This is a genomic window from Atopococcus tabaci DSM 17538 (genome assembly GCF_000429585.1).
Taxonomy (GTDB): Bacteria; Bacillota; Bacilli; order Lactobacillales; family Carnobacteriaceae_A; genus Atopococcus; species Atopococcus tabaci.
The window spans coordinates 1-17,833 of record NZ_AUCD01000049.1; the positions used below are offsets into that span (position 1 = coordinate 1).

Annotated in this window: 15 protein-coding genes and 2 pseudogenes; 15 read left to right on the plus strand and 2 right to left on the minus strand. The window is 46.2% G+C overall.

From position 1 onward, the window contains the following. From G470_RS14555 to G470_RS13895, 10 genes and pseudogenes are all read left to right on the plus strand, one after another. A pseudogene (locus G470_RS14555) lies at positions 1–242 on the plus strand (hypothetical protein); the annotation flags it as partial. A gap of 195 nt (positions 243–437) precedes the next feature. Next, positions 438–1,301, plus strand: coding sequence for a DegV family protein (locus G470_RS0107975; RefSeq protein WP_028274374.1), 864 nt, complete (start codon positions 438–440; stop codon positions 1,299–1,301). 88 nt (positions 1,302–1,389) lie between these two features. After that, complete coding sequence (locus G470_RS0107980; protein WP_028274375.1) at positions 1,390–2,763, plus strand: ATP-dependent helicase ComFA; 1,374 nt, start codon at positions 1,390–1,392, stop codon at positions 2,761–2,763. Positions 2,764–2,951: 188 nt separating this feature from the next. After that, positions 2,952–3,455, plus strand: coding sequence for a ComF family protein (locus tag G470_RS0107985; RefSeq protein WP_205617909.1), 504 nt, complete (start codon positions 2,952–2,954; stop codon positions 3,453–3,455). A 252-nt stretch (positions 3,456–3,707) separates the two neighbouring features. Beyond that, positions 3,708–4,280 (plus strand): ribosome hibernation-promoting factor, HPF/YfiA family, encoded by a 573-nt coding sequence (gene hpf / locus G470_RS0107990; RefSeq protein WP_028274377.1) that lies wholly within the window; start codon positions 3,708–3,710, stop codon positions 4,278–4,280. Between the two features lie 256 nt (positions 4,281–4,536). After that, entirely contained in the window at positions 4,537–7,017 is a 2,481-nt protein-coding gene (gene secA / locus G470_RS13105; RefSeq protein ID WP_051258503.1) for a preprotein translocase subunit SecA, read from the plus strand. A 110-nt stretch (positions 7,018–7,127) separates the two neighbouring features. Further along, positions 7,128–8,232 (plus strand): peptide chain release factor 2 gene (gene prfB / locus G470_RS0108000; protein ID WP_205617910.1). Its coding sequence is split into 2 segments (ribosomal slippage): positions 7,128–7,199 and positions 7,201–8,232, totalling 1,104 coding nucleotides; the frame shifts between segments, so codons are not numbered across the junction. 455 nt (positions 8,233–8,687) lie between these two features. Then, a complete protein-coding gene (gene ftsE / locus G470_RS0108005) occupies positions 8,688–9,374 on the plus strand; it encodes a cell division ATP-binding protein FtsE (RefSeq protein WP_028274379.1) in 687 nt (228 codons plus the stop codon). After that, complete coding sequence (ftsX, locus tag G470_RS0108010) at positions 9,364–10,251, plus strand: permease-like cell division protein FtsX (protein WP_028274380.1); 888 nt, start codon at positions 9,364–9,366, stop codon at positions 10,249–10,251. Before ftsE ends, ftsX begins: the two co-directional genes overlap by 11 nt. 38 nt (positions 10,252–10,289) lie before the next feature. Beyond that, positions 10,290–10,865, plus strand: coding sequence for a C40 family peptidase (locus G470_RS13895; RefSeq protein ID WP_051258504.1), 576 nt, complete (start codon positions 10,290–10,292; stop codon positions 10,863–10,865). A 210-nt stretch (positions 10,866–11,075) separates the two neighbouring features. Here the strand turns inward: G470_RS13895 and G470_RS0108020 are convergent, their stop codons facing one another. Together G470_RS0108020 and G470_RS0108025 are read right to left on the minus strand one after the other, a co-directional pair. Then, on the minus strand, positions 11,076–11,783 hold the full coding sequence (locus G470_RS0108020) for an LrgB family protein (RefSeq protein ID WP_028274381.1): 708 nt from the start codon (positions 11,781–11,783) through the stop codon (positions 11,076–11,078). After that, a complete protein-coding gene (locus G470_RS0108025; protein ID WP_028274382.1) occupies positions 11,776–12,156 on the minus strand; it encodes a CidA/LrgA family protein in 381 nt (126 codons plus the stop codon). The genes G470_RS0108020 and G470_RS0108025 overlap by 8 nt, the downstream gene beginning before the upstream one ends. 259 nt (positions 12,157–12,415) lie before the next feature. Here G470_RS0108025 and G470_RS0108030 point away from each other — a divergent pair, with 259 nt between their 5' ends. From G470_RS0108030 to G470_RS0108050, 5 genes and pseudogenes are all read left to right on the plus strand, one after another. Further along, positions 12,416–13,531: an alpha-hydroxy-acid oxidizing protein gene (locus tag G470_RS0108030; RefSeq protein WP_028274383.1), complete on the plus strand. Its 1,116-nt coding sequence runs from the start codon at positions 12,416–12,418 to the stop codon at positions 13,529–13,531. Between the two features lie 220 nt (positions 13,532–13,751). Next, entirely contained in the window at positions 13,752–14,942 is a 1,191-nt protein-coding gene (locus G470_RS0108035; protein WP_028274384.1) for a PDZ domain-containing protein, read from the plus strand. Between the two features lie 32 nt (positions 14,943–14,974). Beyond that, positions 14,975–15,688, plus strand: coding sequence for a response regulator transcription factor (locus G470_RS0108040; RefSeq protein WP_028274385.1), 714 nt, complete (start codon positions 14,975–14,977; stop codon positions 15,686–15,688). Continuing rightward, positions 15,685–17,490 (plus strand): two-component system histidine kinase PnpS, encoded by a 1,806-nt coding sequence (pnpS, locus tag G470_RS13115; protein ID WP_051258505.1) that lies wholly within the window; start codon positions 15,685–15,687, stop codon positions 17,488–17,490. Before G470_RS0108040 ends, pnpS begins: the two co-directional genes overlap by 4 nt. Positions 17,491–17,557: 67 nt before the next feature. Continuing rightward, positions 17,558–17,833: pseudogene (locus tag G470_RS0108050) on the plus strand (hypothetical protein); the annotation flags it as partial.

Consider the following 17,833-nt stretch of genomic DNA (forward strand, 5'->3'; position numbering starts at 1 on the left):
CAGCCAAAGGGGCTGGAAACTTAGCTTCCATTATTTCAGCTCGTAAAAACGGAACGCTTTTAGAAGCTTTGAGAGCGGAACTACCTGCATTTGAACAAACCATTGTCCCTGAATTTAAAGGGGCTGTTAGAGCTGTTTTGAAAAAGATTCATCGTCCTTCTATAGGGGTTAAAATAGGTGAAATAGCTAATTATAGTTCCACATCAAGTCCAATGGGACAACTGAAGAAAATGTTTGGGTAATGAAACACACAGAACGAGCCATTTTAATATTAAAATTGAAGAGTTACCATCTCTAGAGAAAAGTTTCCGCCAAAGTATTGACACATACGCCCCCCTTTCCTCAGTTGATTGAAAATGAAGCTATGGTATAATGATACCATATTATTTTTTTGCCGCTAACCAGAATCAACTTAGTACCAGAAAGGAGGGAAGAAGTTGAGTATCGCGATTGTCACGGACAGTACAGCTTATTTAACTCCTGAACAATATAAAGAAGAAGGCATTTACCGCATCCCTCTTTCTGTCATCATGGACAACAAGGTATACAAAGAAGAGGAAGACATTTCAGCGGCTGAGTTTTTTGACCAGACCCGCAATGTTAAACGACTCCCGACGAGCTCGCAGCCGACTGTGGGAGATTTTTATTCCTTATACGAACGTTTAGGAAAAGAATACGACGCGATCATCAGCATTCATTTATCCAGTAAAATTTCCGGAACGTATCAAAATGCTTCCAGTGTGGCCAACTCAATGGAAAACATCCAAGTGTATCCATATGACTCGGGAGTAACCTGTGCAGCACAGGGCTTCTTGGCATTAAAAGCTGCCGAAATGGCACAAGCAGGAGCATCTGTGGAAGAGATCTTGCAGGTGTTGAACCAGATGCGGGAAGAGACAGACACGTATTTTGTGGTGGACAACCTGACCAACCTTGTCAAAGGTGGCCGGCTTTCGCAGACTGCTGGAACGGTGGGAACCTTGTTGAAAATCAAACCGGTTCTCTATTTCAAAGACAAGAAAATCGATGTCTACGATAAAATTCGGACAAAGAAAAAGTCGTTGAAACGCATTGAAGAACTCTTTGAGGAAGCCGTTCAAAACACCCCCTATCCGCTGCAGGCCAGCATCGTGCATGCCAATTCGCCGGAAGAAGGCGCAGAGTGGAAGAAGAAGTTGGAAAAAACATATCCTTCCGTTAAGTTTGACTTAAGCTACTTTGGACCGGTCATCGGTGTCCATGTAGGAGAAAAAGCGCTTGGTCTGACTTGGACCATCGATCCTGAATACAAGAAAAAGTAAATTCATCTATCAATGATCCGGTATCTTTCATGAGATACCGGATTTTTTGCGTATATTGTAAAGTAGGACATCACAAGGAGGATGGGGCATGAAGAAAGAAGGGGCACAGGCCTATTTGTACGGAAGGGAATTGTTGAAAGAAGAGCTGGAAAGGGAGATTGAATCGGGTCTGGAAGAAGTGCTGCAAGCAGCTCACACACAAAAAGGGTTCCAAAGCAGAAACGGCTCTTTGCAGTGCGTGCGCTGCGGCAGCCGGAGGGAAGACCATTACCCGGTACCATGCAGCTGTGGAAAGGACTGCCGGTATTGCCTGCGCTGTCTGCAGATGGGGCGCATCAAAACTTGCAGCTTGTTGTACCACCTTCCGGAATCGAATCATTTTCCGTCGGTTGAACGACCGGTGCTGAAGTGGGAGGGGACACTTTCCGAGCAGCAGGCGATGGCTTCCCGAGACATCGTTGACACAATGGAAACAAACGGCACGCGCTTGGTTTGGGCGGTGGCGGGAGCCGGAAAAACAGAAATGTTGTTTGAAGGTATCGCCCATTCTTTGGAGCAAGGAAAAAGGGTGGCGGTCGCATCGCCGAGGATCGACGTCTGTTTGGAGCTGGCTCCACGACTTCAAACGGCCTTCAAAGGAGTGGACGTGGCAGTATTGTACGGGGAAATGGAAGAGGCGTACCGTTACACACCGCTTGTGGTGGCCACCACACATCAATTGCTGCGGTTCAAAGAAGCGTTCGATGTGCTGATCATTGACGAAATCGATGCTTTTCCTTTTGACACAGAACCGGAATTGCATTTTGCGGCGGAAAAAGCCCGTAAAAGGCAATCGGCATTGATTTATTTGACCGCAACCCCGGACCGCCATCTGCGAAAACTGGTCAAAAGGAAGCGGCTGGATGCAACCATCTTGCCGGCCCGTTACCATGGCCATCCTTTACCGGTGCCCAAAATGATTTGGGCGGGAGATTGGAGAAAAACGATGGTGAAAAACACCGAACAGGCAGTTCCGGTCCGTCATATGGCTAGGCTGCTGTCTTCAGGACGGCGGTTTCTGGTGTTTGTCCCGAATATTGACTGGATGAAACAAGTGGAACAAGCCTTGCGCGATGTGTTTCCCGATAACCGGTTTGACAGTGTGTCTTCTTTGGATCCGATGCGGAAACAAAAAGTCACGGCCATGCGCGAAGAAAAAATTGAGTTTCTTCTGACTACGACCATTTTGGAACGGGGAGTCACCTTCAGGGATATCGATGTATTGGTCGTGGGAGCGGAAGACCGTATTTTTACAGAATCAGCGCTTGTGCAAATCTCCGGAAGAGTCGGCCGGCACCCCGCACACCCTTCCGGAGAAATCCTGTTTTTTCATTACGGAAAATCGTTGGCAATGAAAAAAGCGGTCAAACAGATCAACACGATGAACCGCTTGGCGAAAAAAAGGGGGCTGATCCATTCATGACTCGTTGTTGTTGGTGCGGACAAACCGTCCATGTACCGCTGACGGTGAGTGGAGTGTTTTCTTTTTCGAGGCTGACTCCCGAAGCGCGGTGCCAATCATGCGCCCGAAAGCTTGTGTGGATTGACCCAGAAATTGCTTGTCCCGGATGCAGCCGGAGCCAAAAGACAGCTGAGTGGTGCATGGATTGCTTGAAGTGGAAGAAACAGTATCCGCATAAAGACTTTTCACATATCGCCCTTTATGTGTATGAAGGATTGTTCCGGGAATGGCTGCAAGCCTATAAATTCAAAGGAGATTATCGCTTGGCCTCTTTTTTTCGGTCCGATCTTCGGCAAGCGATCCGTTCGTTGAAACCAATCGACATCATCATTCCCATTCCGGTCAGTGAAGCGAGCTTGCGCAAACGCGGTTTCAACCAAGTGGAAGGCCTCCTGGAGGCGGCGTCGATTCCGTTTCTTCCTGTCCTGGAACACATAGGGAGGGGCAAGAAACAATCCGAGAAAAAACGGGCGGAGAGACTGAACAGCCCCCAGCCGTTTCAAATCAAAGAAGCTTTCAAGGAAAAGATAAAAAACAAACGGGTGTTGATTGTGGATGATGTGTACACCACAGGACGGACTATTTTCCATGCCCGGGAAGTGTTGGAAAAAGAAAAAACCGCACAGATACAAACACTCACCCTGGCTCGTTAAAAACCGAAAGCTTTTTACTGGAAGTTTCCTCTCAAGGTTTGATATCATACACAAAAGAATAGAGGGGACAGAAAAATCGATTGACTGGTTTTCAATTGCCGTTTTCTTACCAGGCTGTTGAAAAAGTATTCGTCCTCCCGCTTTTCTTGAGTTATAAAGCGCTATCAACTATAATAAAGGTAAGCAAAGTTGAATGAGTGGTCCATTCAATCCAGCTTGCTCTGATGAAGATCAGTGAAAGGGGAAATGAATATGTTAAAATACAATATCCGCGGCGAGAATATTGAGGTAACAGCAGCCATTCGGGATTATGTTGAAAAGAAAGTGAGCAAGATTGAAAAGTACTTCGACAAGGTGCCGGAAGCCACTGCTCACGTGAACTTGAAAACTTATTCTGATAAAACGGCTAAAGTGGAAGTCACCATTCCGCTTCCATATATCGTCTTACGTGCGGAAGAAACATCCCCAGATTTGTACGGCAGTATTGATTTGGTCGTGGACAAATTAGAAAGACAAATGAGAAAATACAAAACAAAAATCAACCGGAAAGCAAGAGGTACCGCATTGGTGCCGCAATCTACTCTGGAGGACACCGATCAAGGATTCGATGCTGCAACAGACGACGAAACGGAAGATAATGACGTGGCAAGCAGCATTGTGCGGACAAAACGTCTCTCCTTGAAGCCGATGGGCGCGGAAGAAGCGGTGTTGCAGATGGACATGCTGGGGCACAATTTCTTCATCTTTGAAGATGCGGAAACAAACGGAACCAGCATCGTGTACAAACGAAAAGACGGCAAGTACGGTTTGATTGAAACAGACTGATTCTTCACAATTAAAACAGCATCTCAAAAATACCCAGAAACCGCTCTGGGTATTTTTGGTATGCTCTTTTTCGGCCGCAAAAGACCCAAAATTTGTGAAACAAAAAGAACTCTTTTTTCATGAACCTTTTTTTTATCCTTTTATAATGATAAAATGAACCAGTGTGTTGAATAAGAGGGGAGACCTCTTTATAATTCAGTTAATGAACTAAGCGAAGAAAATACTTTATGAGATATTTATAATAAGGGGTAGAGAAATGGCCAACATTTTAAAGAGCCTGTTCGATAGTGATAAGAAATCATTGAAACGGTACGAAAAAACGGCAAAAATCATCGAAGGTTATGCAGAACAGATGGAAGCCTTGTCCGATGAGCAACTAAAGGCCAAAACACCGGAATTTCAACAACGGTATCAAAATGGAGAATCATTGGATCAAATGCTGCCGGAAGTGTATGCAGTAGTGCGGGAAGCAGCCCGCCGCGTTCTCGGTTTGTATCCTTTCCGTGTCCAATTGATGGGTGCGATGGCTTTGCATGAAGGAAACATCGCAGAAATGAAGACCGGGGAAGGGAAAACCTTGACCGCCACTATGCCGGTTTATCTGAACGCCCTCAGTGGAGAAGGCGTTCATGTGGTCACCGTGAACGATTACCTGGCTACCCGTGACGCCAGTGAAATGGGTGAGCTGTACCGTTGGCTGGGCATGACAGTGGGATTGAACTTGAATTCCAAGTCAACCGATGAAAAACGGGAAGCCTATCAAGCAGACATCACTTACAGCACCAACAACGAGTTGGGCTTCGACTATTTGCGTGACAACATGGTTGTGTACAAAGAACAGATGGTTCAGCGTCCGTTGAACTATGCCATCATCGATGAGGTGGACTCCATTTTGATTGATGAAGCACGGACACCGTTGATCATTTCAGGGCAGGCCAACCGCTCGACCACTCTGTACACGCGGTGTGATTTCTTCGTCAAAGGATTGAAAGAAGATGAGGACTTCACCATTGATGTTCAGTCCAAAACCGTCGCATTGACGGAAGAAGGAATGGAAAAAGCAGAAAAGACCTTCCGTCTTCAAAACTTGTATGACTTGGAAAACCAAGCATTGGTCCACCACATCGATCAAGCATTGCGTGCCAACTACATCATGACACTGGATGTGGATTATGTGGTGGATGAAGGCAAAGTGAAAATCGTCGACCAATTTACCGGACGCATCATGGAAGGACGTCGCTATTCCGATGGATTGCACCAAGCGATTGAAGCCAAAGAAGGCGTGGAAATCGAAAATGAATCCAAAACGATGGCGAGCATCACGTTCCAGAACTTCTTCCGGATGTACAAAAAGTTGTCCGGAATGACCGGTACAGCCAAGACGGAAGAAGAAGAATTCCGTGAAATTTACAACATGGACGTTATCGCCATCCCGACCAACCGTCCGATTCAACGGGATGACCGTCCGGATTTGTTGTATCCGACATTGATGAGCAAATTCCAGGCAGTCATTCAAGATATCAAAGAACGGCATGAAAAAGGCCAGCCGGTTCTTGTAGGAACCGTTGCGGTGGAAACATCTGAACTTCTCAGTCAACTGCTCAAGCAAGAAGGCGTTCCGCATGAAGTGTTGAATGCGAAAAATCACTTCAAAGAAGCAGAAATTATTACCACTGCAGGGCAAAAAGGCGCTGTAACGATTGCGACAAACATGGCCGGACGGGGAACCGACATCAAGTTGGGCCCTGGGGTGAAAGAACTGGGCGGATTGGCCGTTATCGGGACTGAACGCCATGAATCACGCCGTATTGACAACCAGCTGCGTGGACGGGCCGGCCGTCAGGGAGATCCAGGAGTGTCCCAATTCTACTTGTCTCTGGAAGATGAATTGATGAGACGCTTTGGTTCTGAGCGGATTCGAATGGTTCTTGAACAGTTAAAAATTTCGGAAGAAGATGCCGTCATCCAAAGCCGCATGATCACACGGCAAGTGGAATCGGCACAAAAACGGGTGGAAGGAAACAACTACGATATCCGCCGGAACGTGTTGAAATACGATGATGTCATGCGTGAACAACGGGAAGTGATTTATGCCCAGCGCCAAGAAGTCATCATGGCAGAAGACTCGCTTAAATTTGTGACAGTTCCGATGATCCGCCGTACGATTCAACGGATTGTTCAAGCGAACACACAAGGACCGGAATCCGAGTGGGAATTGAAAGACATCGTGGACTTTGCCCACGCTTCTCTCGTGCATCCGGAGAAAATCAGTGTGGAAGACTTGCAAGGGAAAACGGCCCAGCAGATTGAGGACCATCTGATTGAACTGGCAAAAGAGGTTTACGCGGAAAAAGAAAGCCAGTTGAATGGAGAAGACCAACTGTTGGAGTTTGAAAAAGTGGTTATCCTGCGTGTCGTGGACAGCAAATGGACTGACCACATCGACCAAATGGACCAATTGCGTCAAGGGATCGGTTTGCGCTCATACGGACAGACCAACCCGCTGACGGAATACCAGCAAGAAGGGTTCAAGATGTTTGAAGAGATGATCGCTTCAATTGACTATGATGTGACGCGCTTGTTGATGAAAGCTCAAATTCGTCAAAACTTGCAGCGGGAACAAGTTGGGGATAAGCAAATTCCTTCAGCCGCAGGAGCCAACCAGATGACCGGACACAAACAGAAAAAAGGCCCGGTACGCTTGACCAATCAAAACCCGCAAACAAGCGGAAAGTAACAACCAACCAGAAATGAAGGGAAAACGCGTCGGACGGTTTTCGTCCTACGTGTTTTTTCTGCGATAATCCGCTATACTATTGTAAGAAAACATTTTTAGGAGGAACCACTATGGAAAACAACGTAATCAGAAACCTCATGGCGCAGGCCGACCAAAAATTAAACAGCTTCAGGGGGTCTCTTTGACTTAGAAGCGATGGAACAAGACATTGCGGAGTACAATGAGCGGATGGCCGAACCGACTTTTTGGGATGACTCTCAAAAAGCGCAGGAGCTCATCAACGAAGCCAATGTGGTAAAAGACAAATTCAATCGTTTCAAAGCATTGGAAAACCAACTGGAAGAACTTCGGACAATGGAAGAGATGCTGCAGGAAGAAGACGACCCGGATATCCGTGCAGAATTGGAAGCGGGGGTTCAATCGCTGAAAGAAGAGCTTGAAGCGTTTGAGTTGGAATTGTTGTTGGATGATCCGTACGACAAAAACAATGCCATTTTGGAAATCCATCCAGGAGCGGGCGGAACCGAATCCCAGGACTGGGGCAGCATGCTGCTTCGAATGTACACGCGCTGGGCGGAGAAACGTGCGTTCCAAGTGGAAATGATCGATTACCAAGACGGAGACGAAGCAGGAATCAAGAGTGCCACCTTGTTGATCAAGGGACACAACGCGTACGGTTACTTGAAAGCAGAAAAAGGGGTTCACCGTCTCGTCCGGATTTCGCCGTTTGACTCTGCGGGACGCCGTCATACGTCCTTTGTTTCTGTGGATGTGGTTCCAGAGATTGATGACGACATCGAAATTGATATCAACCCGGAAGAGTTGCGCATCGACACGTTCAGAGCCAGCGGAGCTGGTGGACAGCACATCAACAAAACAGAGTCGGCTGTCCGTATCACCCACCTTCCAACCGGCATCGTCACATCCAGTCAAGCCGGACGTTCCCAGTTGAAAAACCGGGAGCAAGCGATGAACATGTTGAAAGCAAAACTACATCAACGTGAAATCGAAGAAAAAGAAAAAGAAATGGCTGCTTTGAGAGGCGAACAGTTGGAAATTGGCTGGGGATCTCAAATACGCTCCTATGTTTTCCACCCATATTCGATGGTCAAAGACCACCGTACAGACACCGAAACAGGAAATGTCGATGCGGTGATGGACGGGGAAATCGGTCTGTTTATCGAAGCCTATTTGAAAAGCCAACTTTCTGTATAAACAAATGTCAAAAAGCTGTCAAATATCTGGTTTGGCAGTTTTTTTCATTTTTGTTACAAGAAAGAAATATAGAAAAGTTTTTTTATTTTTATACATTTGAAAACGATGAAAACGCTGATGTTAATGGTTTTATACAAAAAATAAAGTAGTATTTATTAATGCATTGGAATGGACCAATTTTTCGAAAAGGGCGACTTTTTTCTGAAAATACCAAATTCATCTCAGGTTGAAACAATTTTGTAACAAGAAAAATACAGACATTTTCTAACCGAATGCTATAATGGGTGAGGTTTGGACGAACCAATAAAAAAACAAGTGTTTGTCTCGTGCGTGTAAGAGACAACTTTTTTGCTTACTCTGGGACAAACAATACTGTTCGCCAATAAGGATTAGATTGAAGCAACCGTAACTCTGGAAAATAAACCAAAAACAATAAATAGATGGGTGATAAATAGATGATAAAGATGTCTAATGTCTACAAGAAGTACCCAAACGGTATTACTGCAGTCAGTGGATTGAATGTCCATATTGACCAAGGCGAATTTGTTTATGTGGTCGGTCCGAGTGGGGCTGGGAAATCCACATTCATCAAAATGATTTACAGAGAAGAAGTTCCTACAGAAGGCAGCATCAAAGTAGGCGATTTTGATCTTGTAAATATGAAGGAGAGCCAAGTACCTTTCTTGAGAAGATACGTCGGTGTAGTTTACCAGGACTTCAAACTTCTTCCTCGTCTGACAGTATATGAAAACGTGGCGTACGCTATGGAAGTTGTAGAAAAACAACCGAAGACCATTCAAAAACGCGTGTTGGAAGTATTGGACCTTGTTGGGTTGAAACACAAAGTCCGTATGTTCCCGAACGAACTTTCAGGTGGAGAGCAGCAGCGTGTGGCCATCGCCCGTGCGATTGCAAACATGCCTTCCGTCTTGATCGCCGACGAGCCGACAGGGAACTTGGACCCGGAAACAGCTTGGGAAATCATGGACTTGTTGGAAGAAATCAACAGTCAAGGTACGACCATCATCATGGCCACACACAACAGCCAAATCGTAAACCAGATGAAACACCGTGTGTTGGCAGTTGAAAACGGCCGTATTGTCCGCGACGAAATGAAAGGAGACTACGGATATGAAGGCTAGAACAGTTGGAAGACATATCAAAGAGTCTCTGAAAAGCATCAAAAGAAACGGCTGGATGTCTCTTGCCGCAGTCAGTGCAGTAGCAGTCACACTGTTGTTGGTGGGAAGTTTCATCGCTGTTTTGATGAATGCAAACAAATTGGCTTACGATATCGAAAATGACGTCAGTGTTCGTGTATACATTGATTTGGCAGCAGAAGAAGACCAAAGAAACGAACTGCAGGAAAACATTGCAAAACTTGAGCAAGTAGATACCGTCGAGTTCTCCAGCCGGGAAAACGAGCTGGATCAGGTTGTGGGAAGCTACGGTGAAGAATTCACCTTGTTCCAAGGGGACGACAACCCACTCCACGATGTATTCGTGGTGAACACAACCGCTCCTGAATACACGGCGCCAGTCGCTGAACAAATCCAAGAAATGGATTACGTTTCAGACGTGAACTACGGTGGTGCAACAGCTGATCGATTGTTTGAAATGATGGAAGGCGCAAGAAACGTTGGGTTGATTGTCGTCGTGGCATTGATTCTGACAGCTGTATTCTTGATTTCCAACACTATCCGGATTACGATTTTCTCCCGCCGGACCGAAATTGAAATCATGAAATTGGTTGGAGCGACCAACTGGTTTATCCGTTGGCCGTTTGTTATCGAGGGGGCTGTAATCGGCTTTATCGGAGCGGTGATTCCCGTAACCATCATCAGCATCGTGTATGTCAACGGGTTTGATCAAATTATGAATTACTTGGCAGGAACCTACTTCGCCTTGCTTCCGCCAAACCCATTCTTGTGGCAGTTGGCTGCACTCTTGTTGGGTATCGGCGTTGTAATCGGAGCAGTGGGCTCTACACTATCAATCAGAAGATTCTTGAAAATCTAAACAACTTGTAAACGGAAAGACAATCGGAGGGAATATACGTGAAGAAATTGGGACAACTCATCTTGGCGGGAGCAGCAAGCATTGCTTTTCTGACTGCTCCATCTGTGGCGGATGAAGTGGTTGCGGAAGAAAACGAATTGAATTACACAACAAGTATTGTTGGAAAAATGGAGATTCCAAATTCGTTTCTTCCCGTAACAAAACAAACGGCTTCAGAAGTTAAAGGCGCCACATCAGACCTTCGTGTGGATGATGCACAACAAAAGGTTGTGGATATCGCGAAGGAATATGAAGGAGTCCCATATGCTTTCGGTGGAACGTCGCCAGAAGCATTCGATTATTCCGGATTCACTTTCTATGTCTACGGACAAGTTGGAAAAGAAATTCCGCGTACCGTTGCAGCTCAATACGCTGCAACAAAAAATGTCACTCAAACCGATGCGCAGCCGGGAGATTTGGTTTTCTTCAATCAAACCGGCCGCGTGGATCATGTGGGCATTTATTTGGGAGACGGCGAGTTTATCAGCACCCAAACCAACGGCGGCGTACAAGTCACTTCCATGGAAACGGGTTACTGGTCGAATCACTTAGTTGGATTCGGACGCATCCAGTAAAGCAATAACCCGCCTCTTCTTCAAAAAAGCGTCTCAGTTGATTTTCGACTGAGACGCTTTTTTTAGATTCCGCTGCTTTTCAGCAAGCAATCACGACCAGTCAGAAACAAGTCTCACTTCTCGTTGCCATCGATACAAATAGACAGAACTAAAAAAGCAGGCTGCTTATCATCAAGCAGCCTGCTTTTTCGTGTGGGCTTATCGTCGGTGTTAAAAGAACAGGGCATTGACAGCCGCCATAGCGACAGGGACGATGATGACGACTACAATCCCGGTCACAACAATCGCCAAGCCTGACATGGCGCCTTGGACTTCACCCAATTCGATGGCTTTGGTGGTCCCCATCGCATGCGAACTGCTTCCCATGGCGATTCCTTGAGCGACTGGATCGGTGATCTGGAAGAGTTTGAAAAGCGGCGGACCCACAATGGCGCCTACAATTCCTGTCAATACGACTATCGCTACGGTGAGCGAAGGAAGGCCGCCGAGAGATTCCGAAACGCCGACCGCGATAGCGGTGGTGATGGATTTTGGAATCAGCGTTGCAAAGAGTTCTTGGTTGAATTGGAACAACCATGCCAACAGCACAATCACGATGGTGTGCGCCAGAACACCAAAAAAGATGCCAAGCAGAATGGATTGATAGTAATTCTTCAAGTAGTCAAAGTTTTTCTCCAACCGAATCGCCAACGCCACAGTGGCCGGAGTGACGAATAAGTTGATGAATTGTCCGCCTTCATTGTATGTTTCATACGGAATATCAAACACCAAAAGCAGGACAATGATGACGCCGATGGAAAAAACCAAGGGAGTGAAAATGGCAATCGGCCAACGTCTGTGGAAAGCTACACCCAACAAGTAAAATCCAACGGAAGCCACAATGCCGAACATAGGGGTGGACGTCAGTAATTCAATCATTATGTATTCCCTCCTGGTTTGCTTTTTTCTCGGTCCGCTGCTTGACGCTTTGAACCACTTTGCCGACAAAAACCATCATGAACACAGTGGACACCAACATGATGATCAAAATTTGCCACCACGTATCCGCTAAGACATCGAAGTTGGTCATCAACGCGACTCCGGCGGGGACAAAGAAAATAGCCATGTTGTCCGTCAACCAATTGCCGACTTCTTCGACCTGCTCCATTTTAATCCAGCCAAAATGAAGAAAGAAAAAAAGCAGAACCATTCCAAGAACACTTCCAGGGACGGTGATGGGAAGAACAGAAGAAATCAGTTCACCCGCGAAAGAAAAGACAAAAATCCAAAACAGTTGTTTGATGATTCTCAAGCGTGTACCCTCCTTAAGTTTTGAAAAAACGACCAAACGAATAAGTTAAGTTGAAGAAAATAAACCTCACTAGTAAGACTAGCACAATTTTCACGGAAAAAACAGCTTGAAAAGCGCTGAACTAGATGAAGCGTTGAAAAAAATTCTGTGCTGGGAAGAAAAAATTCCACTGTGTAAAAAGTGGTCAGTAGTTAGCTTGATTTGATGTCGATAACGCTTTATAATAAAGTCGTTATCTAAAATTTGAGGAGGAATAAGTATGGCAGAGAATGTGATTCCATATGATGCACCAACAGAGATCAAAGAATTGGAAATTGTAAACGTATACGAATTGGAAAAAGAAGCAGAAAAAATTGTGCCAAAGGGCGGGTATGACTACATATCAGGCGCTTCCGGAGACGAGTATACGAAAAAGCAAAACATCGAATCGTTCAATCACAGAAACATTGTGCCGCGTGTAATGGCGGATGTGGAAAACCCGGACACTTCCACGTCGATTTTGGGAACAGACATCAAGGCGCCGTTTATCATGGCTCCGATCGCTGCGCACGGGTTGGCACACGAAACGAAAGAAGCGGGAACAGCCCGCGGGGTCTCAGAGTTCGGTACTATCATGTCCATCAGTGCTTATTCTGGTGCTTCATTCAAAGAAATCGAAGAAGGTTTGAATGGCAGCCCGCGTTGGTTCCAACTGTACATGAGTAAAGACGACGGCTTGAACAAAGACATTGTGGATGAAGCAATAGCAGACGGCGCGACAGCCATCATCTTGACGGCGGATGCAACCTTGAGCGGAAACCGTGAAAAAGATGTGCGCAACAAATTCGTCTATCCGTTTGGCATGCCGATCGTTTCGCGCTACCTGACGGGGACAGGAAAAAATATGTCCCTCAACAACATCTACGCTCAATCCAAACAAAAAATCAGCCCGCGCGATGTCGATTTTTTGGCTTCCTATTCCGGACTCCCAGTATTTGTGAAAGGCATCCAATCCCCTGATGATGCCAACATTGCCATCGGAGCCGGTGCGTCCGGTATTTGGGTTTCCAACCACGGCGGACGCCAGTTGGATGGGGCGCCGGGCTCTTTCGACACCCTGCCGGGCATTGCAGAGGCTGTTCAAAAGCGGGTGCCGATTGTCTTTGACAGTGGAATCCGTCGTGGAGAGCATGTCTTCAAAGCTATTGCCTCAGGCGCAGACGTGGTGGCCATCGGTCGTCCGGCGCTTTACGGATTGGCTCTCGGCGGTTGGAAAGGCGTGAAATCTGTCTTTGATTACTTCCACCAAGACTTGATCCGCGTTATGCAGTTGTCAGGAACACAAACGGTGGAAGACATCAAAAACACCCGTTTGTTTGAAAACCCTTGGGGATAAGGGACGTACAACACGATAAAAGATTATGGGCCCGGTGCGTTGCCGGGCTTTTTTTGTGTGCAGAATGAGACGGGACTCAAGAAGCGTTTGAAGAAGAGGGTGATTATCTTTTGGCGATTTGCTAGAATAAGAAGAGTGGGCTTGTCTCTCAAGTAGAATAAACAGTAGATAAAGCCTTTTTATGAAACGAATGGAAGAAGTCTAGGAAGCAGGTGGAAGAATGGTAAGAAGTTTTTTGGTTGCGCTGGGGTTGTTCTTCATCCAGCCGGCATTCCTCGCCGGGTTGGGCATTGCGATTTGGTCCAGTCAACGACGGGTACGGTACGAACGTCAGTTTATGCGAACCGCCATTTATAGAGACAGTGTAGAATTAATGCGATATTTGCTTTGGGGAATCCCGATCGGCATAGGGCTGTCGCTTGTCAGCGTCTTGGTCGGCATGCCGGTAACGTTGGATTGGATTGTGTTGTATCAACTCATCACTTTGTTAAGTTTCGGGATGGGGCTGCGATTTATTCATCCGATGTTTACCTTCTCGTTGACATCTCTCCTTTTGTTGGGAGCATCGCTGGTTCTGCCGGAAGGGGCGGTCCCTTTTCTTCCAGAAAATTGGCATAGTCCATTGACTTCAGGGGCGGGAACCGCTTTGGCAATGAGTCAATCTGTCTTGATATTAGGGGTGTTGTTGATTATTTCCAGTATCATACAACTGCCTAAAAATGAGAAAAACCGCTATTCTCCTCGATTCATGGTTTCGAAAAGAGGGAAGGTAGTGGCGCGTTTTCGTATGACCCCGTTTTGGGTAGCGCCATTGTTGTTGGTGGTTCCTGGGAAAAGTTTTGGAGCGCTGTTCGATTGGTGGCCGGTTTTTTCCATCGGCAATCAAACCTTCTCCTTTTTCCTCTTGCCGGTATTGATGGGGTTACGCTACACTGTTCAAGCACAACTTCCAAGTGAAGCGACAAAAAAACTGGTTCAAGAATTTATGTGGGTCGCCATTGGCGGTATCCTTGCTTTTGCCGCCTCTATCTGGTTTGTGCATGCGGCATGGATTGGACTGCTGTTGCTGATGGTCGGCGGATTTACCGTATTGTACCGTCACCGTCTACGCGAAAGAAAGTGGACATTCCAATTCGGACCTGCCGAAAGAGGCGTGCGGGTCATCGCTGTACGTCCTGGGACACCGGCTGAAAAGATGGAATTGAGTATTGGGGACACCATCTTGACCTGCAACAACAAAGAAATTGATGATTCAGATGATTTCTACCAGGCACTGGCTGAAAATCGAGTCTATTGCCACCTCCGGATCAAACGACCGGATGGTGAAATCCGTTTGGCAGAGACTGCCATTTACGATGATTCTCCCCATGATTTGGGGATTGTTATTTTATCAGATGTCAGTTACGCTTGACGGCGAAAGTATAGAAAGTGAGGATCAAGAGAGTGAAAAAAGTCTTGATTGTGGATGATGAACAATCCATTGTGACGCTATTGTCGTTCAACTTGGAAAAAGAAGGATATGAAGTGGACACGGCTATGGACGGACAAGAAGGGTTCGATATGGCACGTGCCAATGATTATGACTTTATTATCTTGGATTTGATGTTGCCGAAAAAAGACGGCATGGACGTTTGCAGAGAATTGAGACAGGAAAAGGTGGAAACACCGATTTTGATGCTGACGGCAAAAGACGATGAGTTGGACACCATCATCGGTCTGGAACTCGGAGCGGATGATTATATGACCAAGCCGTTCAGTCCGCGGGAAGTATTGGCCCGTATGAAAGCCATTTTCAGAAGAAGCGCCAATGCGGAAAGCGCCGGGACGGAAACGAAAGAAGATTCTGATGATATTTTGGAAATCGGCGAATTGAGAATATTCCCTGAAAAATATGAAGTGTTTGTTCGTGGAGAAGCGATTGAACTGACACCCAAAGAGTTTGAATTATTGTTGTACATGGCCAAACGGAAAAACCGTATTTTGAGCCGGGAACAACTGTTGAATGCCATTTGGAATTACGATTATACGGGCGGAACCCGCATCGTGGACGTTCACATCAGTCATTTGCGGGAAAAAATTGAACAAGACACCAAAAAGCCTGCCTACATTCGGACAGCCCGCGGTTTTGGATACAAAATCGAGGAACCTGAGAAATGAAAAAGCTTCAACTGCGAATCGTCTTTCTTTTCCTGGCAATATTTTCCCTCTTCTCATTGGTTTTCAGTATGACCACCACGCAGCTGATGGAAGAGCGGAGTATCGAACAACAAGGAGAAGATTTGCGTGCACAACTCACCACACTGACGTCACAATTGAATGGAATGATCGGACCGCAATCAGATTTGGCATCACTGAATGGACGGATGCAGCGGACAGCAGATGCCGTCAACGAACGCGTGACATTGATCGACTTGGAAGGAAACGTGGTTTTTGACTCCCACGCCGATTCTTCTACTCTGGATAACCACGGCAACCGTCCGGAAGTGAGTGCCGTCTTAAACCAAGGCGAAGTGGGAAGAGACGTACGGACAAGTGCCACCACGGGAAAACAGTTGTATTATGTCGCCCAGCCGCTGTTCTCAGAAGTAGGCACACGAGTCGGTGTGCTGCGTCTGTCCAAACCAATCGATGAGATGGAGGAAGTCATTTCCCAAGTTCAGCGCTACTTGTTATTGTTTGTCTTTGTCTCATTGCTCCTGGCGGTTCTTTTCACAGCTTATTGGACACGTGAACTTTCCCGGCCAATCAGTGAAATCGGGCGTGTAGCCCAACGTCTCTCCAACCAGCAGTATGACGCACGGTACACAGACCGGTCCTATGAAGAGATTGATGCGTTGGGGCAGGCAGTCAATGAACTGGCTGACAACTTGGAAAGCCAGATGCAGGAAATCACTCAAAACGATGAACAAATGCGCGAGTTGATCAATCATTTGATCATCGGAGTGATGCTTCTCGATAATGACCGAAACGTACAAATTGTGAACCCGGCCATGAGTGAGATTCTGGAAATGGATTTGTATGCCGGCGTGGGCCGGCCGTACGTGGAAGTGATCAAAAGTTACGGCATCACCACATTGATTGAGGATGCGTATCGAACCCATCAAACACAAAACGATGAGATTTCCTTGTTTGAGGTCGACAACAAAGTGTTGGACGCAAACGTGGTTCCTATCGCGGGCGACCATCCGGGAGAAGTCAATTTTATCGTTCTTCTGTATGACATCACGGAAATTCGACGCCTTGAAAAGGTGCGGACAGATTTCGTCGCCAATGCTTCCCATGAGTTGCGGACACCCGTGACGGCTCTTAAAGGTTTCACAGAGACTCTGTTGGACGGGGCGATGGAAGACAAAGAAATATTGGTGGAATTTTTGACGATCATGCACAAAGAAAGCATCCGTCTGGATTCCATGGTCCGCGACATCCTGCAGCTTTCGAAATTGGAGCACCGGACCGTACAGATGGAAATCGAGACCATATCCATACGGGAAATCGTGGAAGCCACGTTCCAAATCGTGCGCCAAAAAGCAGAGTCCAAAGAGATTTCTTTGGAAATTGAAGAAAAGACACCAGTAGAAATCGAAGGCGATGAAAATCTGTTGAAACAGATTTTATTGAATTTGATTAACAATGCGGTGACGTATACACCTGAAAAGGGGTATGTGAAAGTGGCGCTTGGAGTCGAAGGGGACGAAGCGGTCATCCACGTAGAAGACAATGGGATCGGCATCCCGGAAGACGAACAGAGCCGTGTCTTCGAGCGGTTTTACCGGGTCGATAAAGCCCGTAGCCGGAATGCCGGCGGAACCGGTTTGGGCTTGTCGATTGTAAAATATCTAGTGGAAAACTTTAATGGCAGCATTTCATTGGACAGTAAAATAGGGCTGGGCACCACCTTTACCGTTCACCTGCCGCTGAAACGAAAAAATGAACAAAAAGACAAAAAGGACGAACTTTGAGTGACTTGATATGCTCCCCCTAAAGTAGACACTTTAAAAAGTAAAACTACTTTAGGGGGATTTTTTTGTGCGTTCAAACAGTAAACATACGGCTCAAGAACTTGAGCGATATATTCTGTTATATCTTGAAGAAGGAAAAAGTTTTAGAGAGTTAAGTGAAGATTATGGTTTATTATTAAGTGATTCGACCTTCGGTCAGAAAATCCTTAGATACCAAGAATATGGTCTTTCAGGAATTCAAACCAAATCTAAAAATAATCATTACACCAAAGAACTTAAGAAGGTAGTTCTTCGAGAACATCTCGAAGAAGGAACACCAATCAGACAATTGGCTCGTAAATAT

Bases quoted from the DNA above. Each gene is read 5' to 3' on its own strand.
- pnpS (WP_051258505.1), top strand. From the start codon at position 15,685: ATGAAAAAGCTTCAACTGCGAATCGTCTTTCTTTTCCTGGCAATATTT.
- G470_RS0108035 (WP_028274384.1), top strand. From the start codon at position 13,752: ATGGTAAGAAGTTTTTTGGTTGCGCTGGGGTTGTTCTTCATCCAGCCG.
- secA (WP_051258503.1), top strand. From the start codon at position 4,537: ATGGCCAACATTTTAAAGAGCCTGTTCGATAGTGATAAGAAATCATTG.
- hpf (WP_028274377.1), top strand. From the start codon at position 3,708: ATGTTAAAATACAATATCCGCGGCGAGAATATTGAGGTAACAGCAGCC.
- G470_RS0107980 (WP_028274375.1), top strand. From the start codon at position 1,390: ATGAAGAAAGAAGGGGCACAGGCCTATTTGTACGGAAGGGAATTGTTG.
- G470_RS0108020 (WP_028274381.1), bottom strand. From the start codon at position 11,783: ATGATTGAATTACTGACGTCCACCCCTATGTTCGGCATTGTGGCTTCC.
- ftsE (WP_028274379.1), top strand. From the start codon at position 8,688: ATGATAAAGATGTCTAATGTCTACAAGAAGTACCCAAACGGTATTACT.
- ftsX (WP_028274380.1), top strand. From the start codon at position 9,364: ATGAAGGCTAGAACAGTTGGAAGACATATCAAAGAGTCTCTGAAAAGC.
- G470_RS0108030 (WP_028274383.1), top strand. From the start codon at position 12,416: ATGGCAGAGAATGTGATTCCATATGATGCACCAACAGAGATCAAAGAA.